21 protein-coding genes are annotated in these 21,411 nt (G+C 73.2%); 11 read left to right on the top strand and 10 right to left on the bottom strand.

What is annotated here, in order from left to right:
- Positions 1-48: 48 nt before the first annotated feature.
- Genes DY262_RS02430 through DY262_RS02420 form a run of 3 tightly spaced genes read right to left on the bottom strand, consistent with a single transcriptional unit; the run spans position 49 to position 4,227 of the window.
- Positions 49-1,755, bottom strand: coding sequence for an FAD-dependent oxidoreductase (locus DY262_RS02430; protein ID WP_116957548.1), 1,707 nt, complete (start codon positions 1,753-1,755; stop codon positions 49-51).
- 49 nt (positions 1,756-1,804) lie between these two features.
- A complete protein-coding gene (locus tag DY262_RS02425; RefSeq protein WP_181936386.1) occupies positions 1,805-2,770 on the bottom strand; it encodes a Bug family tripartite tricarboxylate transporter substrate binding protein in 966 nt (321 codons plus the stop codon).
- Positions 2,771-2,796: 26 nt separating this feature from the next.
- Complete coding sequence (locus tag DY262_RS02420) at positions 2,797-4,227, bottom strand: FAD-dependent oxidoreductase (RefSeq protein ID WP_181936385.1); 1,431 nt, start codon at positions 4,225-4,227, stop codon at positions 2,797-2,799.
- An 89-nt stretch (positions 4,228-4,316) separates the two neighbouring features.
- Here DY262_RS02420 and DY262_RS02415 point away from each other — a divergent pair, with 89 nt between their 5' ends.
- A complete protein-coding gene (locus tag DY262_RS02415; protein WP_116957370.1) occupies positions 4,317-4,955 on the top strand; it encodes a lipocalin family protein in 639 nt (212 codons plus the stop codon).
- Here DY262_RS02415 and DY262_RS02410 read toward each other — a convergent pair.
- Positions 4,952-5,530: a DUF2878 domain-containing protein gene (locus DY262_RS02410; RefSeq protein WP_181936384.1), complete on the bottom strand. Its 579-nt coding sequence runs from the start codon at positions 5,528-5,530 to the stop codon at positions 4,952-4,954. The two genes, DY262_RS02415 and DY262_RS02410, sit on opposite strands and share 4 nt — an antisense overlap.
- Before the next feature lie 93 nt (positions 5,531-5,623).
- Between DY262_RS02410 and DY262_RS02405 the strand changes: the two genes are divergently transcribed.
- The 3 genes from DY262_RS02405 to DY262_RS02395 all read left to right on the top strand — a co-directional run bounded on the left by DY262_RS02405 (position 5,624) and on the right by DY262_RS02395 (position 7,858).
- Positions 5,624-6,547 (top strand): class I SAM-dependent methyltransferase, encoded by a 924-nt coding sequence (locus DY262_RS02405; protein WP_116957368.1) that lies wholly within the window; start codon positions 5,624-5,626, stop codon positions 6,545-6,547.
- Entirely contained in the window at positions 6,544-7,296 is a 753-nt protein-coding gene (locus DY262_RS02400) for an FkbM family methyltransferase (protein WP_116957367.1), read from the top strand. The genes DY262_RS02405 and DY262_RS02400 overlap by 4 nt, the downstream gene beginning before the upstream one ends.
- Positions 7,297-7,408: 112 nt before the next feature.
- Positions 7,409-7,858 carry a hypothetical protein gene (locus DY262_RS02395; protein ID WP_220377546.1) on the top strand — a complete coding sequence of 150 codons (450 nt, stop codon included), beginning with the start codon at positions 7,409-7,411 and terminating at the stop codon, positions 7,856-7,858.
- Between the two features lie 8 nt (positions 7,859-7,866).
- Here DY262_RS02395 and DY262_RS02390 read toward each other — a convergent pair whose 3' ends face one another.
- Together DY262_RS02390 and DY262_RS02385 are read right to left on the bottom strand one after the other, a co-directional pair.
- Positions 7,867-8,862 (bottom strand): formylglycine-generating enzyme family protein, encoded by a 996-nt coding sequence (locus DY262_RS02390; protein ID WP_116957366.1) that lies wholly within the window; start codon positions 8,860-8,862, stop codon positions 7,867-7,869.
- Positions 8,863-8,883: 21 nt separating this feature from the next.
- Positions 8,884-10,467: an alkaline phosphatase family protein gene (locus tag DY262_RS02385; RefSeq protein ID WP_116957365.1), complete on the bottom strand. Its 1,584-nt coding sequence runs from the start codon at positions 10,465-10,467 to the stop codon at positions 8,884-8,886.
- A 26-nt stretch (positions 10,468-10,493) separates the two neighbouring features.
- Here DY262_RS02385 and mtlD point away from each other — a divergent pair, with 26 nt between their 5' ends.
- Positions 10,494-12,701, top strand: coding sequence for a bifunctional mannitol-1-phosphate dehydrogenase/phosphatase (gene mtlD, locus DY262_RS22120; protein WP_322469225.1), 2,208 nt, complete (start codon positions 10,494-10,496; stop codon positions 12,699-12,701).
- Between the two features lie 62 nt (positions 12,702-12,763).
- Here mtlD and DY262_RS02375 read toward each other — a convergent pair whose 3' ends face one another.
- Together DY262_RS02375 and DY262_RS02370 are read right to left on the bottom strand one after the other, a co-directional pair.
- Entirely contained in the window at positions 12,764-13,405 is a 642-nt protein-coding gene (locus DY262_RS02375; RefSeq protein ID WP_116957363.1) for a YceI family protein, read from the bottom strand.
- Complete coding sequence (locus DY262_RS02370; protein ID WP_116957362.1) at positions 13,402-14,193, bottom strand: CDP-alcohol phosphatidyltransferase family protein; 792 nt, start codon at positions 14,191-14,193, stop codon at positions 13,402-13,404. The genes DY262_RS02375 and DY262_RS02370 overlap by 4 nt, the downstream gene beginning before the upstream one ends.
- Positions 14,194-14,319: 126 nt before the next feature.
- On the opposite strand from DY262_RS02370, the gene DY262_RS02365 reads away from it, so the two are divergent.
- The 4 genes from DY262_RS02365 to DY262_RS02350 are packed head-to-tail and all read left to right on the top strand — an operon-like array spanning position 14,320 to position 17,706.
- A complete protein-coding gene (locus DY262_RS02365; protein WP_245980767.1) occupies positions 14,320-15,315 on the top strand; it encodes a zinc-dependent alcohol dehydrogenase in 996 nt (331 codons plus the stop codon).
- A gap of 22 nt (positions 15,316-15,337) precedes the next feature.
- Entirely contained in the window at positions 15,338-15,763 is a 426-nt protein-coding gene (locus tag DY262_RS02360) for a 6-pyruvoyl trahydropterin synthase family protein (protein WP_116957361.1), read from the top strand.
- 12 nt (positions 15,764-15,775) lie between these two features.
- Positions 15,776-16,858, top strand: a complete 1,083-nt coding sequence (locus tag DY262_RS02355) for a glycosyltransferase family 4 protein (RefSeq protein ID WP_116957360.1) — start codon at positions 15,776-15,778, stop codon at positions 16,856-16,858.
- A complete protein-coding gene (locus tag DY262_RS02350) occupies positions 16,855-17,706 on the top strand; it encodes a class I SAM-dependent methyltransferase (RefSeq protein WP_116957359.1) in 852 nt (283 codons plus the stop codon). The genes DY262_RS02355 and DY262_RS02350 overlap by 4 nt, the downstream gene beginning before the upstream one ends.
- Before the next feature lie 3 nt (positions 17,707-17,709).
- Here the strand turns inward: DY262_RS02350 and DY262_RS02345 are convergent, their stop codons facing one another.
- On the bottom strand, positions 17,710-18,651 hold the full coding sequence (locus DY262_RS02345) for a RibD family protein (protein WP_116957358.1): 942 nt from the start codon (positions 18,649-18,651) through the stop codon (positions 17,710-17,712).
- Positions 18,652-18,721: 70 nt separating this feature from the next.
- Positions 18,722-19,624 (bottom strand): hypothetical protein, encoded by a 903-nt coding sequence (locus tag DY262_RS02340; protein ID WP_116957357.1) that lies wholly within the window; start codon positions 19,622-19,624, stop codon positions 18,722-18,724.
- Between the two features lie 208 nt (positions 19,625-19,832).
- On the opposite strand from DY262_RS02340, the gene DY262_RS02335 reads away from it, so the two are divergent.
- Positions 19,833-20,294 (top strand): MarR family winged helix-turn-helix transcriptional regulator, encoded by a 462-nt coding sequence (locus DY262_RS02335; RefSeq protein WP_116957356.1) that lies wholly within the window; start codon positions 19,833-19,835, stop codon positions 20,292-20,294.
- A 127-nt stretch (positions 20,295-20,421) separates the two neighbouring features.
- Positions 20,422-21,411 (top strand): Bug family tripartite tricarboxylate transporter substrate binding protein, encoded by a 990-nt coding sequence (locus DY262_RS02330; protein WP_116957355.1) that lies wholly within the window; start codon positions 20,422-20,424, stop codon positions 21,409-21,411.

Genomic DNA, 21,411 nt, shown 5'->3' with positions numbered 1-21,411 from the left:
ACCGCTGCCTGTCGGGGAACTCGGCGGATGGCGCGGCACGGCAACTCCCTAACTGGCGGAAAACCCATTCTGCCCGATGGTGCTGGCCAGGTGGTATGCCATCGTCATGTGCGGGCCGTGGTTGATGCCTGGGCCAGGGTAGGCGCCACCCATCATGTTCACGCGGTCTGCCCCGACCACATACAGACCGTTCACGGCGGTGCCATCCCGCGCGAGCACTCGGCCCTTCAGGTCGGCCCGCAATCCGTCAAACGTGCTCAGGTCGCCCACCAGCACCTTCAGGCCAAAGAAGGGCGGGCGTTCCAGGGGGGCGACGCAGGGATTGGGCTTCCAATCCGGGTCGCCCAGAAAGCGGTTGAAGGCGGTCGAACCACGCCCGAACTGGGGGTCCCTTCCGGCCGCCGCCTCTCGGTTGAAATGCTCGACGGTCTTGCCCAGCTCACCGCCGTCAATGCCGAGTCTCTCGCCCAGCTCCAACAAGGTGTTGGCCATGCACAGGTAGCCACTTCTCAGGTGCTGGCGAAACGGCAGCGGCGCCGGCTTGACGAAACCGAGGCCATAGCGCGCCAGCGCGCGGCTGTCACAGATGAGCCACATCGCGGGCTCGGAGCCGTCGGATGCCTCGCGCAGGGCCGCCGTGCACACGTCGTGGTAGGCGTTGGCCTCGTTGGTGAAGCGCCGGCCGCTGCGCAGCACCGCGATGACCCCGGGCTTGTAGCGATCGAGCAAATGGGGAAAGACCGCGGGTCCAGAGCGCCCCCAGGGCACGATGGACAGGGGCATCCAGGCGGCCGGTTGCGGCAGAGGCGCTGCCAGGCATCCCCCGGCGGACAAGGCCAGGCGGATACCGTCTCCCGTGACGGACGGTGGGGTGGCGGACAGGGGCTTTCGAGCGGCCAGCGCTTTCGGGAACCGCGAGGCCGTGAGCGCCTGGTCGTGCGAAAACCCGCCGCAGGCCAGCACCACCCCGCGCGGTGCCATCAGTCGAAAGGGTTTGCCTCGGAACGTTCCTGACACGCCTGTGATGCCGTGCCCGTCCCGGACCAGGTCCGTCACCTCGGCCTGGGTGAGCACCGGGATCCCGAGGTCGATGGCCGCCGCCTTGAACAAGGCGCCAGCCAAGGCGTTGCCACCGGTGACCTGCACCGCGCTGCCGTACCGCAGCAGATCGACGCCATGCGACACCAGGCGTCTGGCGACATACAAGAACGAGGCGAGCGATCGGGTGGCCTTGAAAAAGTGCTTCAGGTCGGCGTTCGATGAGTTGAACATCATTCCCATGAAGGTGATCGTCTTCAAGGGTGGACGCAAGCGGCGGCGCTCGTGTCGCAGCCGCCGGGTGTCGAACGGAGCGGCCACGAGGGCGCGCCCGAGCAGGCTGCCTCCCGGCGCCTCGGGGTGGTAGTCGGGGTACAGCGTCGAACAGAACCTCACATCGGTCTCGCGCTCGAGGAAGTCGACCATTTCCGGCCCCTTCTCCAGGAACAGCTCCACCGCGTCCGACGCATAACGATCGGCCATTTCGTGGCGAAGGTACTCGCGCACGGCCGCCGGCGAATCCTGCGGGTTCTGCTGGCGCCCCCTGGCCGTGAGCGGCACCCACAGCACACCGCCGGAAACCGCCGTGGTGCCGCCGACCAGGGCGTCCTTTTCCAGCACCACCACGCGCATTCCCCGGCGCTTGGCGACGATGGCCGCCGTGAGCCCCGCGGCGCCCGAGCCGACGACGACCAGATCGGCCACGGGGAGGTCCATGTTGTCGTTGCGCCGGGCCCCGCCGGCGCCGTCACGGCCTGGCGACATGTCATTCCAGCCGGATGTTCTTTTCCCGGATGACCTGGCCCCACAGGGCCGTGTCCCTTTCGATGACCGCTTGGAACGCCTCGGCCGAACCGCCCACCGAGGTCGCGCCCAGCTCCACGGCGCGGGCCGAAAACCGGCGGTCCTGAACGATCTGGTTCAGCGCCTCATTCAAGCGCTGGACGATCGGCCCGGGCGTGCCGGCCTTGGCCACCACCCCGAACCATGAGTAGAGCTCCAGGCCCGCGATGCCTTGTTCTGCGAATGTCGCCACGGCCGGAAACTGCGCCAGGCGTTCGGCGCGCGATACCGCCAGCGACTTCAGGCGGCCACTGGCGAGCAAGCCCTTGGATGACATCAGAATGTCGAAGTAGACAGACACCTCGCCGCTCAGCACGGCGGCAAGGGCGGGCGCCGATCCCTTGTAGGGCACGCCCACCATGGAGGTCCCCGTCTGGCGCTGGAAGATCTCGCCGAACAGGTGCGGGCCGGTGCCACTGCCGGCGGTGGCGTAGTTGATCGAGCCGGGCCGCTCGTTGACCCATCGCACCAGGTCCTGGATGCCATGGCCCCGGAAGCTGTCGGCGACAACCGCCATGTAGGGGCTTTTCAAGGCCATGCCGATGCCACGAAAGTCCTTCAGCACGTCAAAGGAAATGCGGGGGTACAGCCATTTGCCCGTGGTGACGGAATTCGACGCGAGCAACAGGGTATGCCCGTCGGCGGGCCGCGCCAGCACGGCTTCCGCGCCGATGATCCCGCTGGCGCCAGGCTTGTTGTCCACGACCACCGGCTGACCGAGCACCTCGGCCAGCCCCGTGGAAATCGCCCGGGCGGTGATGTCCGCCGCACCGCCCGGCGAAAAGGGCACGATCATCGTGATGGGCCTGGACGGATAGGTTTGCGCCCGGCCAACGCCGGTGGCGGCGAGGGCGGTGGCGGATATCAACAATTCGCGTCGGCTGAGCATGGTGGTCTCCTGTGGGGTAGGCAAATTCATTGGCTGGCGAATGTCTCGGTGGCGTGCGTGGCGCTGGCAAAGCCGCCGCGGGCCTGGATGACGCCGCGCACGGCGTCCGCGTTCGGGTCGGCGCCGCTCGCCGCTTCCAGGGCGGCCATGACGCCCGCCGCTTCGCCCAATGCCATGGCCGTGGCCATATGCCGCGCGCCACCGTTGGCCTGCCGGGTCGCGGAAATCGCCCTGCCCGTGACCACCAGGCCGGACATCGACGCCGGCATGAGGCAACGCATGGGAATTTCGAAGGGGCGGGCCGGCACATGGAGCGATATCCCGGTGCCGCCGGCTTCGTGGATATCCATCGGCCCGGCGCCCAGCGCGATCGAATCCGGGAAGTGCCTGAACGACAGGATGTCCTCCTGAGTGAGCGTGTAGCGGCCGGCCATCCGGCGCGTTTCGCGCACGCCGACGTGCCCGGCGATGGCGGCCAGCGTCGCCTGCTGGAAACCCGCCACATGCTCTTTGAGAAACGACAGGATGGAGCCGATCTGCTGCCGCCCTTCGACTTCGGCGCGGCTGAGATCGCCCGCCTGGGTCGCATCGATCCCGGAGACCCGGCTCATCAGGCAAATGGCGTCCGTGTTGCCCGGGGTGCTGCAAAAGGACAGGCTTTCCCAGAAGATCCGTCCTTCGCGAATGCCTTGCAGGGCCAATTCCCGTTTGCGTGCGCGTGGAATGGCGCGAAAGCTGGCCACATCGACATTCGACAGGCGAAACATCAACGTGCACGGCTGGACATTCGCGGCATCGGAGCATTCGGACGGCGCCATGGCCACGCCCGCGCCGAAGGCGACGGCGGCGTCGCCGGTGGCGTCAATCACCATGCGCGCGCGGATGGCGCTGCGCCCGGAAATGTCTTCGACTACCACGCCCGTGACGCGCCGATTCGCCACGATCGGGGCGACGACCCGGGTATGGAAACGCACCTGCAACGGCGTCGATGCCGCGAGGGCATCGGCGGCGATTTTCACGACTTCCGGGTTGAACGCGAAATGCACGATGGGGATCGGATGCTCGCTGGCTTCCGCCATGAGGTATTGCTTGAATCCCTCGCTGCCGCCGAGCGCCACCACCCGGTCGGCCAGTTCTTTGGCTATACCGCCCACCACGCGGGTATCGCGGTTGTAGAAGCCGATCCACTGGGCCACCATGCCGTAGGTCGCGGTGCCGCCGAGGCAATTGGCGTGTTCAAGCAACAGCGTGCGCGCGCCCAGGCGGCTGGCCGATACCGCGGCGATCAATCCGGAGGCCCCGCCGCCGGCCACGACCACATCGAATTCGTCGGTATAGGGCGTTGTCAATACTTCGTTCAAAACTGGCCGTTGCATGGTGGTCGCTGATCCAATGGCTTGCAATCGGTCCATGCTATGGGTGCCCTCGAAGGCCGGCCAGGCCTTGTTCACATCCATGAACAGTATTTGCCGGGGGGCGCGGTGATCCGTGGGGCCGCTGGCTGCGTACATCCGACAACTGCCCGCCGAACGCCATCCCCACCACCATGGACAAGAACCCCACCCATCCGCGCTGGCGCCTGCGGGCCGCCCTCGCGTGCGCGGCCGCCGCCCTGGCCGCCTGCGCCAGCCGCGGCGGCCCGCCCGCTGCGCGCATGCCCTCGATCCCGACCGCGGGCCAGGTCGATCTGGCCCGCTTCATGGGCGATTGGTACGTCATCGCGCACGTGCCCACCTGGCCCGAACGCGCGGCCTTCAACGCGGTGGAAACTTACGCCTTGCGCGAGGACGGCAGGATCGCCACCCGGTTTCGCTACCGCCACGGCGGTTTTGACGCACCCGTGAGCACCATGCACCCCGTGGGTACGGTGCGCCCCGGCACCGGCAACGCGGTGTGGGACATGCAGTTCCTGTGGCCGTTCCAGGCCGAATACGTCATCGCCGAGCTGTCCCCGGACGGGCAGCGCACGCTGATCGCCCGGTCCGATCGCGACTACGCCTGGTTGATGGCGCGCACGCCGCAGATCGCGCCGCAGGACCATGAACAGGCCATGGCCCGCCTGCAGGCGCTGGGCTATGACCTCAAGAAGGTGCGGCGCGTGCCGCAGCGCTGGCCGGAGTCGGGGCCCGACGCGGCGCCGCAGCCGCCCGCCCACGAAGCCCCAGCCAGGGAGCCGGCGCGCTAAGGCGTGCGGGTTGTGCCGGCCGACGGGGCGGGGGCCGCCACCCCGTCAAGCCGGCGCGCGCACAGGGCCAGCACGGGCAGCACCAGCGCCCACTGCAGCGACAGCAGGGCCATGGCGACCCCGGGCTCGAGCAACTGGGCCGCCCCCAGGCGCGCGCCCGACAGAAAGGCCAGTGGCCCGGCCACGGCGCCCAGCGCAGCGGCCAGCAGGGGGCGGCCATGCAGCCAACGCAAGGTCACATTGAGCGAGGTGGCGAAGACGGCCCAGAGCGCGCTCATCCAAGGGGGCGGCAGGGCGGCGCTCCACTGGCCGCTGGCGAAGGCCAGCACGCCCTGGTGCAGCACCAGGGTGTCGGCGAAGGTGCCCAGCCCGGCGGCCAGCAGCATGAGCACGGCCTCGGACCGCGGCCGCGGGGCCCGCCGCAGGTGCCACAGCAGCACGGCCAGCGCGGGCAGTGTCCCCCACGCGGGCACGCCATGGGCCGCCCCGAGCACGGCGGCGAACCAGGCGAGCTGCGTCCACAGGACATTGCTCCATTGCCAGCGGCGGTCGGGCGTGGGCTGTGGGGCGGACATGCCCTTTATACGGAGCAGGCCGCGGCTTGGATGGCCCGGCCGGCACCACGCGCTGGCGCCCCCCGGCCGATGCCGGCCCCAGAATGCCGCCCCATGCAAGCCCTGCTCGACGCCATCGCGACGATGGCCCTTCCCCTCGACGCCCAGCGCGTCTTCCATGGCCGGGGCGGCCTCCACCCCGGCTGCGAACACCTGGCGCTGGACGCCTTCCCGCCCGCGCTGCTGCTCACGTCCTTCCAAGCGCTCGACGAGGCCGCGCTGGCCGCCGTGGGCGAGGCCCTGGCCGCGCGCTGGCGCGAACTCACCGACGCCCCCCTGAGCTGGGTGTATCAGTGCCGCGGCCACGGCGCCACCACGCGCCTCATGGCCGGGTCCCTGCCCGAGCCGCACGTGGTCACCGAGGCCGGCGCGCGCTACCTCGTGCACCTGCTGCGCGGCCAGAACCACGGCCTGTTCCTGGACATGGCCGAGGGCCGGCGCTGGGTGCGCGAGCGCGTGCAAGGCGGCGACCGCGTGCTAAACCTGTTCGCCTACACCTGCGCCTTCTCGGTGGTCGCGCTGCAGGCCGGGGCCAGCGAGGTGGTCAACGTGGACATGGCCGCCGGCGCGCTGGCCACGGGCCGCGCCAACCACGGGCTGAACGGCTTGCAGGCCGGCGCCCGGTTCCTGGCCCACGACATCTTCAGCTCCTGGGGCAAGCTCACGCGCGGCGGGCCATACGACCTCGTCATCTGCGACCCGCCCAGTTTTCAGAAGGGCAGCTTCGTCGCCACCAAGGACTACGCCCGACTGGCCCGGCGCCTGCCGTCGCTGCTGGCTCCGGGCGGGCAAGCGCTGCTGTGCCTGAACGCGCCGGAGCTGGGCGTGGCGTTCCTGCGCGAGGCGGTGGAGTTGAATGCGCCGGGGCTGGCCTTCGTGGAGCGCGTGGCCAACCCGGCGGCGTTCCAGGACGTGTCGGCGCAGCGCAGCCTCAAGGTGCTGGCCTATCGGCGCGACGGAGTGGACGCCCGCCCATGAACTGGCCCGCCACCCTCGGCCTGCTGCGCTCCCTGCTGATCTACCGCGCCATTCCCTGGCGTGGCGCGCAGCTGCGGCGCTTCTACCGCCGCTTCGTGCCGGCGGGCGGCCTGGCCTTCGACGTCGGCGCGCACCTGGGCAACCGCGTGGCGGCGTTCCGCTCGCTGGGCGCGCGCGTGGTGGCGCTGGAGCCGCAGCCGGATTTCGCGCGGCGGCTGCGCCGGCGTTTCGCCGGCGACGGATCGGTGGCCGTGCTCGAACAGGCCCTGGGTCGCGCGGCGGGCCAGGCGCGGCTGATGGCCAGCCCGCGCACGCCCACGGTGGCCACGCTCTCGCCTCACTTCGTCGCACGGGCCGGCGCGGCGCCGTCGTTCCGGGGCGTGCGCTGGACGCCCGGGCCGCGGGTCGAGGTGGGCACCCTGGACGCGCTCATCGCGCGCTACGGCCTGCCGGACTTCGTGAAGATCGACGTGGAAGGCTTCGAACTGGAGGTGCTGCTGGGCCTGAGCCAGCCGCTGCCGGCCCTGTCCTTCGAGTTCGTGCCGGCGGTGCGCGAGGTGGCGCTGGGCTGCATCGATCGGCTGGAGGCCTTGGCCGGGGAGGGGGGCTACCGCTACGCGGTCTCCCTGGGCGAACGGCAGCGCCTGCTGCGGCCGGCAGGGGATGGGGCCGAGGCGATGCGCGACTGGCTGCGCAGGCTGCCGGCGAACGCCCGCTCGGGTGACGTGTACGCCTGGCGGGTGCGGTAGCGGGGCCGTCGCCCGCGGCCGGGGCGACGGGTGGCGGACCGGGGTCTCGACTAGGATGGCCGCCCTCGGCCAGAACTTACGGGCCCTGTTTGGCCAGGCCCGGCACCCCCGCATGAACCAACTCACCACCCGCCAAACCACGGTCACGCTCGACGACGGCTCGCGCCACGCGGCGCTGGAGCTGCTGATCGACGGCGAAAGCCTGATCGAGGCCGTGCGCCGGTACGAGCAGCCCATGGCCCAGGCCGAAGGGCACCCGGGCCTGGCGGCGGCCTACGTGTGGCCGGTGCCGCCCGCGCGGCAATGGGCCGCGCTGCGGCAAGGGGCGGCCGACGCCGACGACAAGCGGGCCCTGCTCGAATGCGCCTGTGGCGAACCGGGCTGCTGGCCGCTGCTGGCCACCGTCACCGTGGGGCCCGTCCGGGTCATCTGGTCGGGGTTCGAGCAACCGCACCGGCGCGCGGGCTCGGCCGCCGGGCACTGGGACTACGGCGGCTTCGGGCCGTTCGTGTTCGAGCGGGCGGCGTACGACGCGGCGCTGCAGGCGGCGGCGGGGGCCTGAGGCCCGGCTCAGCGCTTCGGCTCCCTCACCAGGCGAATCCCCACCAGCGTGTACCGCGTCTGCACGGTGTTCCAGTTGCGGAACCCGCAGCGCGCGTACAGCGGCCAGGTGTGCCAGGAGCCACCGCGCCGCACCTTGACGCTGCCATCGGCCGGGCCCTGGGGGTCGTCGGTGGGGGAGCGCGCGTAGTAGTCCTCGCCGTACCAGTCCGACACCCATTCCCACACATTGCCGTGCAGGTCGTACAGGCCGAAGGCGTTGGGGGCGTAGCGGCCCACGGGGGCGGTGAAGGCGTGGCCGTCGTGGCCGGGCAGGGCGCGCGCGCGCCAGGCGGGCCAGTTCGCGGCGGCGTCTGCGTCGAAGGTGTTGCCCACGCGGACCAGGCCCGCCGGGTCGTCGCCGTGCTGGTAGCGGCCCGTGCCGCCGGCGCGGCAGGCGTATTCCCATTCGGCCTCGGTGGGCAGGCGGTAGGTCCGGCCCTCCTGTTGCGTCAGCCAGCGGGCCAGGGCGGTGGCGTCGTTCCAGGTGACGTTGACCACGGGGTGGTCGTCGCCTTGCGCGAAGCCGGGGTTCTGCCAGGAGTAGCGCGGCGAACGGCCCTCGAAGGCGTCGCGCCGGGGGGTGGTGGCGGGGTCGTAGGCGGGGTTGTAGCCATACCCCCCGGTGCCGTCGGCGATGGATTCGGGCACATGGCCCGAGCGCTGGAGGAAGGCGCGGAACTGGCCCACCGTGACTTCGTGGCGGGCCATCTCGAAAGGCCGGGTGATGCGCACGCGGTGCACCGGCGCTTCGTCGGACAGGCCCTCGAAGCGGGACGGCTCCAGGCCGGGGTAGCTGGCCGCGAGCCTGGACGCCGGCTCGTCGCTGCCCATTGAGAACTCGCCCGCCGGCACCCGCACGAAGGCGATGCCCAGGGTGTCGCTGGCGGGCGGCGGCGCGGCGCAGGCGGCCAGCAGCAAGGGCAGGGCCGGCAAGGCCAGAGGGGGCATGCATCGGTGCGGCATGGCTTGTCCGTTTGGGTGGATTCAGTGGGGCTCGGCCCGGCCATCGAAGGCCAGCAGCAGCCAGCGCGTCAGGTCGTGCATCGCGCCCAGCGCCGGTCCCTGCGGCTGCAGGCCGGGCGTGAAGCCCAGGGCCTGGAACCGCCGGGCCAGCGTGGCGTCGCTGGTGATGAGGTGCACCGGCACGTCCCAAGGGGCGTCCCGCCCCGCCACGCCACCGGGCGGCTGGTGGTCGCCGACGACGATCAGCACCAGTCGCTGGCCGGCCGTGCGCTCGAGGTGGCGCGCCAGCCACCGGAACTGGTAGCGCAGGCCCTCGGGATAGCCCGCGCCGGCCGACACGCCCGCGGGGCCCGTGGGCGGGCCGCGCAGCGGATCGTCCAGCAGCGCCGGCAGCGGCTGGAACGGCGCGTGCGTGCTGACCGTGGGGAACACCGCGAACACCGGCCGGCGCGTGGCCGGCGGCGCGCTCAGCTCCTGTGCGTGCAGCAGCGCCATGGCCACCTGGTCGGGGATGCGCCAGTAGCCGATGTCCGGGCCGCGGTAGCCCAGGTGGGCGTCGTCGGCGAAGCGCTCGAAGCCGTAGAAGGCGCCCTCGGGCCAGGGGCGCTTGATGCCGGGCATCCAGCCCACCGTTCGGTAGCCGTGCCGCGCGAAGTGGCTCACCAGCGTCGGCCGCTGGCTGGTCATCAGCAGGTTGTGGCGTGCCGGGTCGGTGATGGCCAGGCCCGACAGCAGGCTGGCGTGCGACAGCCACGAGGCGCCGCCGAAGGTGGCCGCGCGCACGCGGGCCGACAGCACGCGCCGCCCGCTGGCGTCGATGGCGGCCTGCAGTCGCTCGCGCGCCGGCGCCAGCGCGCGCGACAGGGCCGCGTCGTCCAGTGCGACGGCGCCGTAGGACTCCGCGAACAGCAGCAGCACGTCGGCCGGGCCGCCCACGCCTTGCAGCGATTGCAGGTCGGTGTCGAAGGCCGGACCGGTGCCCAGCGCGGCCTCGCCGCCCCCAGGCCCCAGCACCTGGGCGAACAGCGTGGCCTGGTTCCACAGCGTGGGCGCGAGCGGCAGCGAGAAGAACCAGCGCGTGTCGCGCTGGCCGGGCGCATAGGCGGCGAAGCACAGGCTCAGCGCGGTGACCGACAGCAGGCTGCCGCGCCGCAGCGCCGGCCAGGCGCTCAGCGCCTGCGACAGCGCGCCGATGGCCCAGCGCGCCAGCGCCAGCAGCAGGGCCGCGCCCAGCGCCACGGCCAGCGCCGCGACGGCCAGCTGCCACGCCGGCCAGGACCGCGCCGCCAGCTCCACCAGATCGAGCGCGAACCGGCCGTCCCAGTAGAGGTTGACCGGCCGGCCCAACATGGCGGGCGCGGTCACGTCGGCGTAGCGCGCCGCCGCCAGGGCCATGGCGCCCAGCGCCAGCGCTTGGGTCGCGCGCGCCGTGGGGGCGCCGCGCCAGGCCACCCAGGCCGCCAGCAGCGCCAGGCCCAGGCAGAGCTCGAAGGACAGGCGCGGCATGAAACGCACGCCCAGGCCGGGCCAGCGGTTCTCGAAGGTCAGCAAGGTATTGAGCAGCACAAACGCCAGTGCGGCTCGGCCCGCGGTGGCGACCGTCATGGGGCTGCCTTCCCGCTTGCTTCACAATGGCCGGTTTTTTTTCCCGCCCCCAGACAGCAGAAAGGACCTGGATGCTTCAATTCAAGAACAAGACGATCGATACCGCCATTTTCGATATGGATGGGACCATGTTCGACACAGAGCGACTGAGGTTCCGCACCCTGTCGCAGGCCGCCGAAGAACTGTTCGGCAAGCCTTTCACCGAGGAGGTGCTCGTGGGCTCGCTGGGCCTGAGCGCCACCAAGGCTGAAGAACTTGCCAAACAGCACTATGGAGCGGCGTTTCCGTACGCCGACATCCGCCGCCGCGCCGACGAGCTGGAACTGCAGCATGTGCGCACGCACGGCGTGCCGGTCAAGCCCGGGCTGCTGCCGGTGCTGGAGCGCCTGCGCAAGTCGGGGCTGAAGATGGCGGTGGCCACCTCCAGCCGGCGCGCCATCGCCGAGGAATACCTCATCAACGCGAACATCTTCAAGTACTTCGACCTCTGCGTCTGCGGCGACGAGGTGAAGCAGGGCAAGCCGCACCCGGAGATCTTCCTGCGCGCCGCCGAGGCCCTGAACAGCCCGCCCGAGCGTTGCCTGATGTTGGAGGACTCCGAGAACGGCCTGCGCTCCGCGGCCGACGCCGGCGGCCTGGCCATCCTGGTCGAGGACATCAAGCCGCCGCGGCCGGAGGTGGCCGAGCGGGCCTTCGCGCGCTACGCCAGCCTGCGCGGCTTCCTGCAGGAGCTGGCGGCCTGCACGCCCAGGCTGCCCATGCCGGCCCTCACCGAGCCCTTCCCTCAGGCGGTCAACCAGCTCAAGGCCGGCATCCACGGCTTCGGCGCCATGGGCGGCGGCTACCTGGCGCAGGTGTTCTCGCACTGGGACGGCTACACCCGGCCGGGCGAGATCATCGCCTCCACCGGCAACGCGCTGCTGCGCGACGCCGTCAACGCCTTCGGCAAGTACAGCGTGCGCTACGGCAGCCTGGCCTTTGACCAGACCATCCAGCGCATGCGCCTGGTGGACGCGGCCGACGACGCCGCCGTCGCCGGCATGTACCGCGACTGCGAGATCGTGGCCCTGTGCCTGCCCGAACAGGCCATGGCGGCGCAGGCCCCGGTGATCGCCCGGGGCCTGGCGGAGCGCTTCGCCGCGCACGGCCGCTCGCTGACGGTGCTGGTGGTGCTGAACAAGGTGGGCGGTGCGCGCTTCGTGCAGGAGCAGGTGGCCGGCGCCCTGCGCGAGCGGCTGCCGGCGCGCCAGGCCGAGCAGGCGCTGGAACGCACGCACTTCTGCGAAACGGTGGTCACGCGCATCGTCTCCAAGCTGTCCGAGGAGGCGCTGCTGCGCCAGCTGCGCATCAAGCACGACCTGTACGAGAAGAACGTCGCCGCCGTGCGCGAGGCCGCGCTGGAGACGGCGGCGCCGGACTATGGCATCGGCGACGACCAGGCCGAGGCGATCTCGCCCATCGTCAGCACCCTGCGCGACGCCGGCGCCCCGGCCAGCGCCCTGGCGCCGCTGCACCTGATTCTGTTCAACAGCGAAACCGACATGCCGCTGTACGCGCAGCGGGGGGGCGAGCTGCTGGAGCACCTGCGCCAGATCGACACCGTGGACGACATCGGCGAGGTCCAGGCGCTCAAGAACCGGCTGTGGAACGGCACGCACGCCATCATTGCCTGGTACGCGGCCCTGCTGGGCTACCCCACCATCGGCCACGCCATGGGCGATGTGCGGGTGCAGGCCCTGATGGACCACCTGCTGGACGTGGAGCTCGCCCCCGCGCTCAGGGCCGCGTTTCCCGCGCTGGGGCCGCACCTGCCGGAATTCGTGCACACCTTCCGCCGCCGCTGCGCCCACGCCTTCAAGGACCCCTGCGCGCGCGTGGGCCGCGACCCGCTGCGCAAGCTGCAGCGCGACGAGCGGGTCTTCGGCAGCCTGGCCATGGCCCTGGCCCACGGCGTGCCGGCGTCGGGCCTGGCCTTCGGCGCGGCGCTGGCCGTGTGGTACGCGCTGCACCACCCCAATGCCCTGGAGGACGGCGAGTGCCGCACGATCCGCGAGATCCATGCGCGGGAAGGTTCGCTGCGCGGGGTGCTGTGCTGGCGGGGCGAGTACCACGGCCAGGCCTTCGCCGGGCTGGACGCCGGCCGCGACGCGGCCCTGCTGGACGCGGTGCAGGCCCACTTCAACCGCCTGCTGGCCGAGGGTGAGGCCTATCTCTCGGCGCCCGCCCTGGCCTGATCGCCCGGCGCGCGCGAACGCCCGACCGGCCGGTGGCGCGCGCCGCCGACCGGGCCGGGCCTTCACTGGCGCACCGCCTCGAACTCGATGATCAGCGGCACCTCGTCGCCCACCCAGCCGTTGGCCACCGCGTAGTTCATGCCGTAGGCGCTGCGCTTGAAGCTGCCGCGCGCCGACACGCCCATGGTGTAGGGCTTGCGGCCCGGCCCGCCCAGGGGCGACTCGGCGCTCTTGTTCCAGGTGGCCTGCAGGGTGAGCGGCAGGGCCTTGCCCAACAGCTCCAGTTGGCCGGCGATCTCGAACTGGCGCTCGCCGGTGCGCCTGGCGCCACTGGCGGTGAAGACCATGCGCGGGAATTCGCCGCTGTTGAGGAAGTCCGGGCCCTTGAGGTGCTCGTCGCGCTTGCGCTGGTTGGTGAACACGCTGGCGGTCTCCACCTCGATGCGCACGTCCGTCAGTGCCCCGCTGGCCTCGTCGAAGCGGTAGCTGCCGCGCGCGGAGCGGAACAGGCCCAGCACCTTGGCATAGCCGATGTGCTCGACCAGGAAGGCGATGGTGATGTGGTCGGGGTCGAGCTCGTAGCGGGCGGCCTGGGCCATTGCGGCGGTGGGCGGGAGCAGCAGCGCAGCGGCCAGGGCGGCGCCGGCGGCCAGCAGGCGGCGGCGCGGGCGGGGGACCAGAGGGGCGAGGGGGGCGGGGTTCATGCGCGGGTCTCCGGGGCGGCGGCGCGCTGGCGCGCCAGGTCGACGATGTCGGTGCTGAACGAGGCCGCGAGCAGCAGCAGGGCCGCCGCCGCCAGCGCCGAGGCCAGTGGCGCCGGCACGCTGGGCCCCAGGCAGACGATGAGCGCGGTGATCTGCGCCACGCACACCGCCTGGCGGCGCACGCTGGGCCGCAGCGGTCCGCCCAGCCAAGGCCAGCACGCGGCGGCGGCCACGAAGGCGTAGCGCATCAGGCCCGAGGCCAGCACCCAGGGCCCCGCCTGGCCGGCCTGCCAGACCAGGGCGCTGAGCGCCAGCAGGAAGGCCGCGTCGGTCTCCATGTCGAAGCGCGCGCCGAAGGGGCTGGCCAGGCCCTGGCGGCGGGCGAGGGCGCCGTCCAGCGCGTCCAGCAGCGCGACCGTGGTCGCCAGGGCGATCAGCGCCCAGCCACCGACCGGCTGGGCCGAGGGCGGGGCGGCGGGCACGGCCTCGCCCAGCAGCGCGGCCACCAGCGCCATGCCGGCCAGGCGGCCCAGCGTGACGCGGTTGGCCGCACCGAAGCGGCGGTGCGGGTGGCCGCCCAGGGCCAGGCCGCGCCACACCAGCGCGGCGCCCAGGGCGTAGGCCAGCAGGGCCTTGAGCGGGTAGTCCAGGCCCAGGCCACCCCACAGGCCCAGGCCACCGGCCGCCAGCAGCAACGCCAGCCCCGCGCCGGCCAGGGCGCGGGCGGCCTGCTGCCGCAGGGCCGGGTCCGGGGCCGGCGGGGCGAGGGTCGCGGCGGCGGGGTTCATGGCGTTGGCGCGAGGGGGCCTCTAAGATGGCTGGCGAACCCTGAGGTTCCTCGTCTTGGCCTGCGCGCGCAAGCCCTGTTTCCCCGCCCCCTGGCTCGATCCGGCCGAACCCGTCCGCCCGACCCCTTGAACCCCACCACCGTCCACACCGCCACAGCCCAGGCCTGCTGGATCACCGGGCCCTCGCGCGCCGAGATCCGCGCGCAGGCCCTGCCCGCCCTGAGCGAAGGCGAGGTGCGCGTGCGCGCCCTGCACAGCGGCGTGAGCCGGGGCACCGAGACCCTGGTGTTCCGCGGCGAGGTGCCCGCCAGCGAGGCCCGGCGCATGCGCGCGCCTTTCCAGGTCGGCGAGTTTCCGGCGCCGGTGAAGTACGGCTACGTGAGCGTGGGCGTGGTCGAGGCCGGCCCGGCGCACCTGCGGGGCCGCGCCGTGTTCTGCCTGCACCCTCACCAGACGCTCTACCAGGTGCCCGCCAGCGCCGTGGCGCCGCTGCCCGAGGGCGTGCCGCCCGCGCGCGCGGTGCTCGCGGCCAACCTGGAGACCGCCATCAACGCCCTGTGGGACGCCGCGCCGCGCGTGGGCGATCGCATCAGCGTGGTGGGTGGCGGCACCCTCGGCCTGCTGGTGGCCTGGCTGGCGGCGCGCCTGCCAGGCTGCGAGGTGCAGGTGGTGGACACCGCGCCCGCGCGCGCCGAGGTGGCGCGCGCGCTCGGCGCCGGCTTCGCCCTGCCCGGGGCCGCTCGGCCCGAGGCCGATCTGGTCATCCACGCCAGCGGCCAGCCCGACGGCCTGGCCACCGCCCTGGGCCTGGCCGGCTTCGAGGCCACGGTGCTGGAGCTGAGCTGGTACGGCACCCGCGCGGTGCCGCTGCCGCTGGGCCAGGGGTTTCACGCGCAGCGGCTCACGCTGCGCAGCTCCCAGGTGGGGCAGGTGGCCACCGCGCAGCGCGCGCGCTGGAACCACGCGCGCCGGCTGGGGCTGGCGCTGTCCCTGCTGACCGACCCGGTGCTGGACCGACTCATCACCCACCGGGCGCGCTTCGACGAGCTGCCCCAGGTGCTGACGCGCCTGGCCGGCGGCGACAGCGAGACCCTGTGCCAGCGCATCGACTACCCCGACTGACCCCCACCCCCGACCCCACCGCATGTTCACGCTCACCGTCCGAGACCATTTCATGATCGCGCACAGCTTCCGCGGCGCGGTCTTTGGCCCCGCGCAGGCCTTGCATGGCGCCACCTACGTGGTGGACCTGGCCCTGCGCCGCCCGGCGCTGGACCCGGATGGCCTGGTGGTCGACATCGGCCTGGCCACGCAGCTGCTGCGCGAAGAGCTGGCGCGGCTGAACTTCCGCAACCTCGACGAGGCGCCCGAGTTCGCCGGCCGCAACACCACCACCGAGTTCCTGGCGCACGCCCTGTTCGAGCGGCTGGCGGCGCGCATTGCCGCAGGCGCGCTGGGCCCGCACGCGGTGCCGGGCAGCGCCACGGGCGGGCTGACGGCGATGCGCGTGACGCTGAACGAATCGCATGTGGCCAGGGCCTCGTACGAGGCGGCGCTGCCCGCCGCCTGAGGGCCTCCGCGCATGCCCGCCGCGCGCCACTGCCGGCTGCTGATCCCGGGCGACTGGCGCACGCTCACCGGTGGCTACCGGTACGACCGGCGGCTGGTCGAGTCGCTGCGCGCGCGCGGCGCATCGGTCGAGTGGCTGCGCCTCGACGGCGCCTGGCCCCGGCCCGACGAGGCCAGCCTGGCCGAAGCGCGCCGCGCCATCGCCGCTCTGCCCGATGGCGAGTGCGTGGTGGCCGATGGCCTGGCCTTCGGCGCCCTGGGCGAGGTGGTGGCGCCGCACGCGCGGCGGCTGCGCTGGCTGGCGCTGGTGCACCACCCGCTGCACCTGGAAACCGGCCTGGACGCGGCCGCCGCCCAGGCGCTGCGCGAGCGCGAAAGCGCGGCCCTGCGGCACGCCCGCTGGGTGGTGGCGGTGAGCGGGCAGACCGCGCGGGACGTGGCCGAGCTGGGCGTGCCGCCGGACCGCATCACGGTGGTGGAACCGGGCAACGATGCCGTGGCCGTCCCGGGCGAGTCGGGCCATGCCGGCGCGCAAGGCGGCGGGCTGCAGTTGCTCTGCGTCGCCACGCTCACCCCGCGCAAGGCGCATGCCGTGCTGCTGGACGCGCTGTCCGGCCTGCTGGCGCTCGACTGGACCCTGCACTGCGTGGGCAGCGCCGCGCGCGACCCGGCGCTGGCCGCCGCGCTGCACGCGCGCACCGCGGGCGGCCCGCTGGCGGGGCGGGTGCACTGGCACGGCGAGCTGAGCGCCGAGGCGCTGCAGGCGCGCTACGCCAGCGCCGACCTGTTCGTGCTGGCCTCGCTGCACGAGGGCTTCGGCATGGTCGTCAACGAGGCCCTGGCGCACGGCCTGCCCATCGTGGCCAGCCGCGCGGGCGCGCTCGCGCACACCGTGCCGGCGGGGGCGGGCCTGCTGGTGCCGCCCGGCGACGCGGGCGCCTGGCGGGCCGCGCTGGCCACGGCCATGGCCGATCGGGCCCTGCGCCAACGCTGGGCCGAGGCCGCGCGACAGGCCGCGCGGGCCTTGCCGTCCTGGGACCAGCAGGCCGCGCGCTTCGAGTCCGTGCTCGACCGCGTGCAGGGGCTGGCGCCGTGAAAACCCGCGGCGCGCGTTTCGATGCCGGCTGGCTCGCGCTGCGCGAACCCTTCGACGCTGCCGCGCGCGACACGGCCGCCGCGCGGCTGCTGCCGCCCCTGCTCGCGCGCCGGCCCGCCACCGGCCCCTGGCGCGTGATCGACCTCGGCTGCGGCACGGGCGCCAACCTGCGCTGGCTGGCGCCGCGCCTGGGTGGGGCGCAGCAGTGGCTGGTGGTCGACCACGACGCCGCGCTGCTGCGGCAATGGGCGTCGTGGCCCGGTTTCGACACGATCGCCGGCGAGCGGCTGCGATGGCGGGGTGGCGGCGTGGAGGTCGTGCGCCGGCGTGCCGACCTCGCGCGCGATCTGCCCACGCTGCCCTGGCGCGCGGCCCACCTGGTCACGGCTTCGGCCCTGCTCGATCTGGTGGGGGCCGACTGGCTGGAGCAACTGGCCGCGCTGGCGTCGGCGGCCCGCGTGCCGCTGCTGCTGTCGCTCAGCGTGGACGGCCACCACCACTGGGGTCCGGCGGACGCGGACGATGGCGCCATCCAGCGCCTCTTCGCCGCCCACCAACAAGGCGACAAGGGCTTCGGCCCCGCGCTGGGCGCGCGGGCGGTGCCGCGGCTGGCCGCGTGCCTGCGCCAGAAGGGCTACCGCGTGCGGCTCGCACGCAGCGACTGGCGCATCGGGCGCGACGGCCTGGCCCTGCAGCGCGCGCTGATCGACGGCATGGCGCAAGCCGCCGCCGAGCAGGCCCCCTCGCAGGCGGCGCGGGTGGCGGCGTGGCGGCAGCGCCGCCTGGCGCTGGCGGCCACGGGACGCGTGCGCGTGGGGCACCTGGAGCTGCTGGCGGTGCCGGCGTAGCGCTCAGCCCAGCGCGGCGAGGTCCAGATCCCAGAGCATGTCGTCGCCCAGCACCACCAGGCGCGCGGGCGGGCGGGGGCATTCCGCCATCACCTCGCGCGCGGGCACGCGCAGGCCGCGTCGGCCGTCGCCCACCAGCACGGGCGCCACCGACAGGTGCAGCCGTTGCAGGGCGCCGGCCGCGAAGAAGCGCGACACCGTGACGCCGCCACCTTCCACGAAGAGCACGCGCAGGCCGCGTTCGGCCAGGGCGGCGAGCAGGCGCTGCGCGTCGTGGCCGCGCGCTTCGTCGGACCCCGTGCTCAGTCCGGCCACGGGCAGCACCTCGGCGCCGGGCGCGCCGCGGCCCAGGCGCTCGTGCGCCCGGGCCGCGTGGCGCGCGTCGCACAGCCACAGCGTGGGGGACTGGCCATCGCGCAGCGCGCGCGACGTGCCGTCGAGCCGGGCCTCGGGGTCCAGCAGCACGCGCACCGGGTTCGGACCGGGCACGCGGCGCGTGGTGAGCTGGGGGTTGTCGATGGCCACGGTGCCGGCGCCCACCAGCACCGCGTCGCAGAGCGCGCGCAGGCGGTGCAGGTGCACCAGGCTGTGCGCCCCGTTCACGTAGTAGGAGTCGCCCGTCGCCGTGGCCACGAAGCCGTCCAGGCTCTGGCCCATCTGGGCCACCACCCAGGGCGAGCCCCGGGCGGCGCGCGCGTCGAGCAAGGGTTTGTAAAGATCGAAAAGGGCGGCGGCGCGGGCGCTCACCGGGCCCCGGATGCACCAGCCGCCGTCCGCCCGCCAGGCCAGCGTGGCGCGCCGGGACGCCGGCACCGCGCGGCCCTCGCGCGCCGCCAGCACCTGCTCCCACAGGGCTGGCCAGTCGGCCGGCACGTCCGACAGCGCGGCCGAGCCGGGATCGTTGGGGGCTGGGGCGGGGCGCGCGGACCGGGGGCTGGACGGCATGCGGCCATCATCTCATCGGGATCGCCGAACGCCTACCCAGGGCCGGCCCCGATGGCGGCGCGGGCACCGTTCACCAGCGCGGCGTGTAGTAGGGGTCCTCGCCGGCCGCGCCGGCGCCCGCATCGCCCGGCCACATGGTCTGCCAGCCCAGCGCGGCCAGCACGGGAATGGCCGCCAGCAGCGCCACCACCAGCGGCCGCCAGCGCCAGTGCCGCGCGGCCCCGGCCCGGCGGGCCAGCCACCAGGGCGCCGTGAGCGCGAGCAGCAGCAGGGCCGGTACGCCCGCCGGCACCTGCCCGCTGAGCAGGTTGAGGCAGAGCAGGACCAGGGCGGAGCTGGCCAGGGGCATCAGTGCGGCGGCGCCCACGCGCACCCCCGCGCGTGGCCCGATCCAGGCCCACAGGCCCAGCACGGCGGTGGCGACGGCCGCCATCAGCGCCAGCTGCGCGAGCAACAGCGAGCCCGCCACGACCGCCATGCCCACCAGGCCCAGCAGCAGCACCGCCAAGGCCCCGGCCGAGCCGGCCGCCGCCGTGGGCTCAGCGCCCGGCGCTTCGGTGGACCAGGCCGACACGCCCAGCGCCAGCGCGCCGCCGCCGGCCGCCAGCAGCAGGCGCAGCGGCGCGCCCATTCCCAGCAGCCAGGCCGAGGCGGCCCCCCACACCAGCGCCGCCAGCAGCCAGGGCCGCAGCGGATGGTGGCGGGCGGCGGCGCGCGCGCTGGCCAGGGCCGGCACCATGGCCAGCAAGCTCGCCAGCACCACCCAGGGGAGCTTGTGCGCCTGGGTGGTGGCCGGCCAGTTCAGGCCGGGCCAGGCCGCCAGGGCCAGCACCAGGCCCAGCGCTGCGCCCAGCGAGACCCAGGGCCCGCGCGCCTGGCCCCACCCCGCGCGCAACGCGCCCAGGCAGGCCAGGCTCAGGAGGGCCGGCAGCAGCAGGCTCTGGAAGGCGGGGTGGTAAACGAAGCTGGCCATCGCGGTTGGGCGGGACCGGGGGTCGCCATCATCCCACCGGCCCGCGCAGGCGCAAGGCCGGGCCGATCGCCGCGAGCTTGGAAGCGGCTGAGGCATGGGGTGTGGACAATCTCCCCGGGCGTTTGGCTGAAGGCCGTTCTGTTTGTCAATTCTGATTGACAAATGAAGCGGCTCTGCCAAGCTCACCCGCCGAGCCCCGAGGAGCCCCATGCCCAAGACCCCGCCCACCACCCCGCACAAGCAGTTGCTGCGCCACCTGCTGATGGCCCGGTCCGACTGGATGGAAGCGCGCGTGGTGCAGGGGGCGCACCTGGAGGGCTACCCGCAGCTGACCACCGCCATGAACCGCCTGTTCGCGCAGTTGGGCGGGCGCCCGCTGGGGCTGTCGGAACTGGCGCGGCGACTGGGCGTGTCGCGCCAGGCGGTGCACAAGCTTGCGCTGGAGGCCGAGCGTCTGGGGCTGGTGGAGTTCGTGCCAAGCGAGGAGGACGGTCGCGTCAAGCTGCTGCGCTTCTCGCAGAAGGGCTGGCGCATGTCCGAGGAGGCGGCCGCCGCCTTCGTGCGCATGGAAGAAGAACTGGCCCGCCACATCGGCCAGGACAACGTGGAGGAGCTGCGCCGCATCCTGGCCTTGCCCTGGCCGGAACGGGCCGCGCCTGAAAGCGATTGACGGGCGACTAGGGAAAGCCCTGGCGCCGAAGCGACCAGGGCGGGTTGACGCGTCCGGTTGACGGTTTGAGAATCCATTACGTCAACCTAGGTTGACAAAATAAGCCCATCCAACCGGAGACAAACCCATGCCCCTTCACCGCCGCCACCTCCTCGGTGCCGCCGGCGCCGGCCTGCTGCTGGGCGCCACCCCCCTGGCCCGCGCGCAGGCCGCCGACACCGTGCGCATCTTCGTTGGCTTCCCCGCCGGCACCACGCCCGACACCCTGGCCCGCAAGGTGGGCGAGAAGCTGGTGCAGGCCGGCCATGCCAAGGCCGTGGTGGTGGAAAACCGCGCCGGCGCGGGCGGTCAGCTCGGCGTGACCGCGCTCAAGGGCGCGCCGGCCGACGGCAGCCAGCTGCTGCTCACGCCCATGTCCATGCTGGGTGTCTACCCCTTCACCTACAAGAAGCTGCCCTACGACCCGGCGGCCGACGTGACGCCGGTGAGCCTGGGCGCCCGCTTCGACTACGGCATCGCCGTGGGCCCTGGCGTGCCGGACAGCGTGAAGGACATCCCCGGCCTCATGGCCTGGTTCAAGGCGAACCCGGGCAAGGCCAACATCGGCTCGCCGGCCACCGGCTCCACGCTGCACTTCACCGCCGTGACGCTGGGTCGCGCGGCGGGCGTGGAGGTCACGCACGTGGGTTACCGGGGCTCCACGCCGGCGCTGCAGGACCTCATCGGCGGCAGCCTGCCCGCGCTGTGCTCGCCGCTGGGCACCTTCCTCAGCCACATGACGCCCAACAGCAAGCTGCGCCTGCTGGCCAGCTCGGGCGCCAGGCGCAGCCGCTTTTCGCCGCAGGTGCCCACGCTGGCGGAGCAGGGCTTCAAGGACCTGGTCTTCGACGAGTGGTATGGCTTCTACCTGCCCGCCAAGGCGCCCGACGAGGCGGTGCGCCGCCTCAACGCGGCACTGCACGAGGCGCTCAAGGCGCCCGAGGTGATCGAGACCCTGCACAGCGCGGGCATGGAGTCCAGCCCTTCGACGCCCTCGGAATTGGCCGCCGCGCTGCAACGCGACATCAAAATCTGGGGGCCGATCGTCAAGTCCATCGGGTTCACGGCGGACAGCTGA

The sequence above is a fragment of the Hydrogenophaga borbori genome (assembly GCF_003417535.1).
Classification (GTDB): Bacteria; Pseudomonadota; Gammaproteobacteria; order Burkholderiales; family Burkholderiaceae_C; genus Hydrogenophaga; species Hydrogenophaga borbori.
This window is presented reverse-complemented; position numbering and strand designations above follow the sequence as displayed.

What these genes read in the sequence shown, in the direction of transcription:
- DY262_RS02430 (WP_116957548.1), bottom strand. Translation starts at nt 1,755, where the DNA reads ATGGACCTCCCCGTGGCCGATCTGGTCGTCGTCGGCTCGGGCGCCGCG.
- DY262_RS02425 (WP_181936386.1), bottom strand. Translation starts at nt 2,770, where the DNA reads ATGCTCAGCCGACGCGAATTGTTGATATCCGCCACCGCCCTCGCCGCC.
- DY262_RS02420 (WP_181936385.1), bottom strand. Translation starts at nt 4,227, where the DNA reads ATGGATGTGAACAAGGCCTGGCCGGCCTTCGAGGGCACCCATAGCATG.
- DY262_RS02415 (WP_116957370.1), top strand. Translation starts at nt 4,317, where the DNA reads ATGGACAAGAACCCCACCCATCCGCGCTGGCGCCTGCGGGCCGCCCTC.
- DY262_RS02410 (WP_181936384.1), bottom strand. Translation starts at nt 5,530, where the DNA reads ATGTCCGCCCCACAGCCCACGCCCGACCGCCGCTGGCAATGGAGCAAT.
- DY262_RS02405 (WP_116957368.1), top strand. Translation starts at nt 5,624, where the DNA reads ATGCAAGCCCTGCTCGACGCCATCGCGACGATGGCCCTTCCCCTCGAC.
- DY262_RS02400 (WP_116957367.1), top strand. Translation starts at nt 6,544, where the DNA reads ATGAACTGGCCCGCCACCCTCGGCCTGCTGCGCTCCCTGCTGATCTAC.
- DY262_RS02395 (WP_220377546.1), top strand. Translation starts at nt 7,409, where the DNA reads ATGAACCAACTCACCACCCGCCAAACCACGGTCACGCTCGACGACGGC.
- DY262_RS02390 (WP_116957366.1), bottom strand. Translation starts at nt 8,862, where the DNA reads ATGCCGCACCGATGCATGCCCCCTCTGGCCTTGCCGGCCCTGCCCTTG.
- DY262_RS02385 (WP_116957365.1), bottom strand. Translation starts at nt 10,467, where the DNA reads ATGACGGTCGCCACCGCGGGCCGAGCCGCACTGGCGTTTGTGCTGCTC.
- mtlD (WP_322469225.1), top strand. Translation starts at nt 10,494, where the DNA reads ATGGCCGGTTTTTTTTCCCGCCCCCAGACAGCAGAAAGGACCTGGATG.
- DY262_RS02375 (WP_116957363.1), bottom strand. Translation starts at nt 13,405, where the DNA reads ATGAACCCCGCCCCCCTCGCCCCTCTGGTCCCCCGCCCGCGCCGCCGC.
- DY262_RS02370 (WP_116957362.1), bottom strand. Translation starts at nt 14,193, where the DNA reads ATGAACCCCGCCGCCGCGACCCTCGCCCCGCCGGCCCCGGACCCGGCC.
- DY262_RS02360 (WP_116957361.1), top strand. Translation starts at nt 15,338, where the DNA reads ATGTTCACGCTCACCGTCCGAGACCATTTCATGATCGCGCACAGCTTC.
- DY262_RS02355 (WP_116957360.1), top strand. Translation starts at nt 15,776, where the DNA reads ATGCCCGCCGCGCGCCACTGCCGGCTGCTGATCCCGGGCGACTGGCGC.
- DY262_RS02345 (WP_116957358.1), bottom strand. Translation starts at nt 18,651, where the DNA reads ATGCCGTCCAGCCCCCGGTCCGCGCGCCCCGCCCCAGCCCCCAACGAT.
- DY262_RS02340 (WP_116957357.1), bottom strand. Translation starts at nt 19,624, where the DNA reads ATGGCCAGCTTCGTTTACCACCCCGCCTTCCAGAGCCTGCTGCTGCCG.
- DY262_RS02335 (WP_116957356.1), top strand. Translation starts at nt 19,833, where the DNA reads ATGCCCAAGACCCCGCCCACCACCCCGCACAAGCAGTTGCTGCGCCAC.
- DY262_RS02330 (WP_116957355.1), top strand. Translation starts at nt 20,422, where the DNA reads ATGCCCCTTCACCGCCGCCACCTCCTCGGTGCCGCCGGCGCCGGCCTG.